At 38.2% G+C, this 5392-nt stretch carries 3 protein-coding genes; all 3 read left to right on the plus strand.

Features of this window, described 5'->3' with window-relative positions; translation table 11 throughout:
- The first annotated feature begins 124 nt into the window (after positions 1–124).
- On the plus strand, positions 125–1045 hold the full coding sequence (locus QZ562_RS19170) for a LysR family transcriptional regulator (RefSeq protein WP_293763833.1): 921 nt from the start codon (positions 125–127) through the stop codon (positions 1043–1045).
- 378 nt (positions 1046–1423) lie between these two features.
- On the plus strand, positions 1424–4087 hold the full coding sequence (locus QZ562_RS19175; RefSeq protein ID WP_293763835.1) for a TonB-dependent receptor: 2664 nt from the start codon (positions 1424–1426) through the stop codon (positions 4085–4087).
- Between the two features lie 86 nt (positions 4088–4173).
- Positions 4174–5392 (plus strand): tetratricopeptide repeat-containing sulfotransferase family protein (locus QZ562_RS19180; RefSeq protein WP_293763837.1); only part of this gene is annotated, 1219 nt, incomplete at its 3' end.

Raw genomic sequence — 5392 nt, forward strand, 5'->3', positions numbered from 1 at the left:
CTGCCTGTTAGATTAGTAAATCTAAAGTTTTTTAACTTAAGTTAATCATTTACTTATCTAATTAATGTGGCCTGCTAACTATTATGCTTTTACCAATTATGCTGTTAGAAACGAAGAGAAAATCATGATTAGATCCAAAAATTTATTACCTCGACAACTCGGTGATACACATATAAGGCTCTTACGAATATTTAAAATAGTTATTGAGTCAGGAGGATTTGCTGCAGCGGAAATAGAATTAAATATCAGTCGTCCAGCAATAAGTTTGGCAATATCAGAATTGGAATCATTATTAAAGATGCGGTTATGTCATCGAGGACGATCGGGTTTCTCTATTACAGAGCAAGGCAGCAAAGTCTACGACTCAGCTTTGCAATTGCTATCAAGTTTAGAAATTTTCAAAACTCAAATAAATGCTATCAACACAGATCTAGTTGGTGAATTGAACATAGGTATCACAGATAATATGGTGACTATCCCTCAAATGCGAATTACTAGAGCTATTAGTGCATTAAAAAACATGGCGTCTGAAATTATAATAAACATAAGAATGATACCGCCAAATGAAGTTGAAACTTCAATTCTTGATGGTCAATTACATATCGGAATTGTTCCTGATCTTCGGACTTTACCGGGACTTACCTATATGCCTTTATACAAAGAAAAGTCATTATTGTATTGCAGCGAAATGCATCCTCTTTTTAATCAAGATACCAGTCTGATCAATGACAATACCTTAGCCAAATATGATGGCGTGGTGCCAAATTACCCTCAACCAGCAACCATTAAACGTCAACAAAAAGTACTCAAGGCAATGGCTAGTTCAACTGACCGTGAAGGTATTGCTTTTTTAATTTTGACAGGACGTTTTATAGGCTTTTTACCTGAACATTTTGCTCAACGCTGGGTCTCTTTAGACAGTATGCGTGCAATTGAGCCTCATCATCGAAGGTTTGATACCCACTATTCTGCAATTACGCGAAAAGGGGCCAGAGAAAATCTGATACTTGAAGCTTTTTTAGAAGAAATAAAAAAAACACATTGATCTGTATTTGTTATTGTTTTTTGCTGAACTATCTGCCCAATTACAAGGCCCTCACAGGCAAAAGAAGGTCTAATGAGTTCAGATTAACAAACCGTAAAACAATATAATAAAAAATTTTATACCGTTTATTATTTTTTTGCAGTATAAAGTATGTCTATCTGGTAAATAAACAAAATTAACTACTCATGTAAATATCATTATATTTTAATCATTTTGATTTTACAGATAAGTAACATTGTCTTTACAATTTTGATGCGATATAAGGTATGTGAAGTATAGAGTTACTTCAAAAAAAACGTTTAGGGATTGAGTCAACTATCAAAATATTAATTTTTAGTATTTTGGTATATAAATATTATAATAATCTGGAAAACACACATGAAAACAAAAATCTCCAAACTGGCGAATACTATTCGCTATGTCATTGCAGCATCAGCGACATTAAGTGCTGTATCTGTATCGTCTGCATTTGCACAAGAAACTAACAATGATGAACCATTTGAAAAAATTGCGGTTGTTGGCTCACGTGCCGCGCCTCGTTCAATTGCTGACTCGCCAGTACCCATAGATATTATTGGTGCTGAGGAAATGTCAAGGTCAGGTAATACTGACATGCTAGAAATCCTTAAAGGCACTGTGCCTTCTTTAAATGTTCATACGAATCCTATTAGTGATGCGGCATCCCTTGTTCGTCCTGCGAACCTTCGTGGTTTACCAGCTGACAGTACCTTAATATTAGTAAATGGTAAAAAAAGACACCGATCTTCTGTTATTGCTTTCTTAGGTGGCGGAATCAATGATGGCGCGCAAGGACCTGATATATCTGTCATACCCAGTATTGCAATAAAACAGGTTGAAGTATTACGTGACGGCGCTGCAGCCCAGTACGGATCTGATGCCATTGCCGGTGTAATGAACTTTGTACTTAAAGATGACTCTGATGGTGGTTCTTTATCAGTTCGTCATGGTGAGTACTATGAGGGAGACGGCGCATCAACCCAAGTTTCTGGTAACCTAGGTATGCCGTTTACTGATGATGGATTCGCTAACGTTAGTTTTCAATATAAAAATTCCGATGCAACTAGTCGTAGCGTGCAACGCCCTGACGCAGCGGCATTCGCTGCTGCTGGTTTGAATGTTGCTAATCCCGCACAAATCTGGGGGTCTCCTGAAATCAATGACGACATCACTATTTTTGGTAATGTTGGCTTGGATTTAGGTAACGATAAAGAATTTTATATGTTTGGTAACTATTCTGAGCGCGATGTTCGCGGTGGGTTTTATTATCGTAATCCTAATACCCGTGGTGGCGTTTACGGCGGTACCATCCGTAATGTTGATGGCGCGGCCACTAGAGAGCCTTTCGCTGCAGATCCAGGAAATCCAACTACTGAGGAAACAGCTGCAATTAATGCATATGCTGCCGCACCTGCAACTATATTAGTAGGTTCATTAGATGGCCTCGATCAACAATTAAATTGTCCTGTTGTGGAAATAGGCTCTAATGGATTACCGAATCAAACCGCTCTAGACTCACTTACTGCAGCCAATTGTTTTGCATTTAATCAGACTATCCCTGAAGGTTTTACACCAAACTTTGGTGGGAATATCACTGATGCTGCAATAACTATAGGCACAAAAGGTGAATTCAAAGACGGTTTTGCAGACGGTGTCTTATATGATTTAAGTGGTTCTGTGGGAAGAAATGAATCGCAGTATGTAATTTATAATACCCTTAACGCTTCTTTGGGCCCAAATTCCCCTCGCGACTTTCGTCCAGGAAAATATATACAACTTGAGAAAAACTTTAACTTCGACTTAGTTAAACGTGTAGACGCAGGTCTGTATGAAGATATGAATGTTGCGGGTGGTTTAGAATGGCATGAAGAGTCATTTGAAGTCATTGCAGGCGATGTAGCATCTTATACTGCAGGCCCACTGACTTCTCAAGGTTTCGGTATTGGTTCAAACGGTTTCCCAGGTTTCAAACCAGATGCCGCTGGTGTGACAACTCGTAGAAACTATGCTGCCTATGTCGATGTAGAAGCTCAGGTGACTGAAGACTTATTAGTGGGCGGCGCGTTGCGTTATGAAGATTATGATTCATTTGGCTCTACAACTAATTATAAAATATCGGCTCAGCTACATTTAACGGATGAGTTATCGGTACGTAGTTCAATCAGTTCTGGCTTTCGGGCACCGACTGTAGGTCAAGCCAACGTTAGTAATGTGCAAACAAGCTTGGACGGAGGAGTATTAGTTGATTCAGCCCTTTTGGCGCCGACTAATCCTATTTCAATTCAACTAGGTGGTAGTGAACTTCAGCCTGAAGAGTCGGACAGTTATACACTCGGTGGTGTTTATCAAGACGGCGATTTCTTTATGACAATCGATTACTACAATATACAAGTGTCTGATCGTCTAAGTCAGTCTGATAAAATCAACCTAACCGATGTAGATAGAGATGCACTTAGAGCAATTGAGCCAAATATAGATAGTTTTCAACAAGTCAGTTTCTTTACTAATGACTTTGACACAACGACTCAAGGAATCGATGTTGTAGCTAACTATTCAGCAGACTTATTTGAAGGCAGTTCAACCTTTAGCTTGGCGTACAACTGGAATGAAACAGAAGTCACTAAATTTTCTGATATTACAGGCGCTTTTAAAGTTAAACGCCTAGAAGAAGATTTACCTCAACACCGCGGAACATTTACTTGGGCGCAATCTTGGGAAAACGTTTCAATGTTTACACGTGCTAATTATTACGGTGAATATCAAGGTGTACATGTTGACTATGATGCAACTGCTATTACCGCCGGTTCGGCCGTAACTGTTGATTTTGAGATTAGTTACATGTTTACTGATGAAATTACAGTAAGTGTTGGTGCGCAAAACTTGTTCGATCAAGAAGCTGAAAGAATTAACATTCCTGCTGCTCAAGGTATACCCAATAACAATTGGGGCGGTGTTTATTACGAGACATCACCAATGGGCTTTAATGGTGGTTTGTACTACATAAGTGCTAACTATAACTTTTAAGTAAAATTGATAGATTAGAAGCCTCGTCAAGTACGGGGCTTTTTTATGTTTTAGAAACTGCAAACAACTATAAAGAGAATACATTTTTGTCAGATGTTACCCAAGCGGACAAACTCGTGCAAAAAGGTCACTACGCACAGGCAGAGAAGCTTTATATTCGACTACTTCAACGTGACTCACGCAACGGGCAAGCTTACCGTGGACTAGGGAAGCTTGCATTAATAGCGAACATGCCAAAAAGGGCAGTTAGTTTGTTACAAAAAGCTTGTCACCTATTAACCAATGACCCATTACCCTTTATTTATCTGGCAGACGCATTTAACAGAGTAGGCAGTGAGCAGTATTCGCTAACTGTTTTGGAACATGGTCAAAAATTATTTCCAACCTTGGCACCAATGCTTTACCAACTAGCTCAGCAGCAGTTAATGTTTGGCGACTTATTTAATGCTGAACAATCGTTTCGTAAGGTAATCGAGTTTGGAACCGACTCGATAGTATCTTTCGCGCTTCATGACTTAACCCGCTTAAAATCTTTTACCCATGAGGATGAAGATTTTGTTTTAATACAATCTAGGCTGACAAGTAATAGGCTAGATAATAAAGAGTTAATTTTACTTAATTATGCAATGGGCAAAGCCCAAGACGATATGCAGGACTATGCAAAAGCTTGGCAATATTTTGAACAAGCTAATGCGTTACAATTAACGCATTGTTCTTTTAAGACCATTGAGTTGACTAATTTTTATCGCGACGTTAAATCAACCACTACAGCTAAAACATTATCTAAAACCAGAAGCATCGGCATTGATGAGATTGTACCTATTTTCATTCTGGGTTTACCCAGATCAGGCTCAACTTTGTTGGAACAAATATTATCTAGGCATACCGATATATCAGGTGCAGGAGAATTACCTTATTTGAGCAGGGAAGTGAATGAATATTTATTCAGCCAAACACAGCATCACTATCCACATTCCATGTTGAATTTATCGGACACACAGTTGAATGATGCTGCTAACATTTATTTACAAAATATTAGCGTTCATGCTGAGGGTAAAATTTATGTCATTGATAAATTACCCGCTAATTTTCAATCAATTGGATTGATTTATAAATTATTTCCTAACGCGAAAGTAATACATCTGCAACGTCATCTACCGGATGTGGCTTTATCAATCTATAAAAATTATTTTATCGAAAATGAACCTTATTTTTGCTCATTAGAAGAGTTTAAACAATATAATCAATATTATATTGAGTTAATGGCCCATTGGAGACAGGTTCTGCCATACTTCATCCATGATC

It is taken from the genome of uncultured Paraglaciecola sp. (assembly GCF_913058035.1).
Taxonomy (GTDB): Bacteria; Pseudomonadota; Gammaproteobacteria; order Enterobacterales; family Alteromonadaceae; genus Paraglaciecola.

Coding starts and splice junctions, on each gene's coding strand:
- QZ562_RS19170 (WP_293763833.1), top strand. CDS start 125: ATGATTAGATCCAAAAATTTATTACCTCGACAACTCGGTGATACACAT.
- QZ562_RS19175 (WP_293763835.1), top strand. CDS start 1,424: ATGAAAACAAAAATCTCCAAACTGGCGAATACTATTCGCTATGTCATT.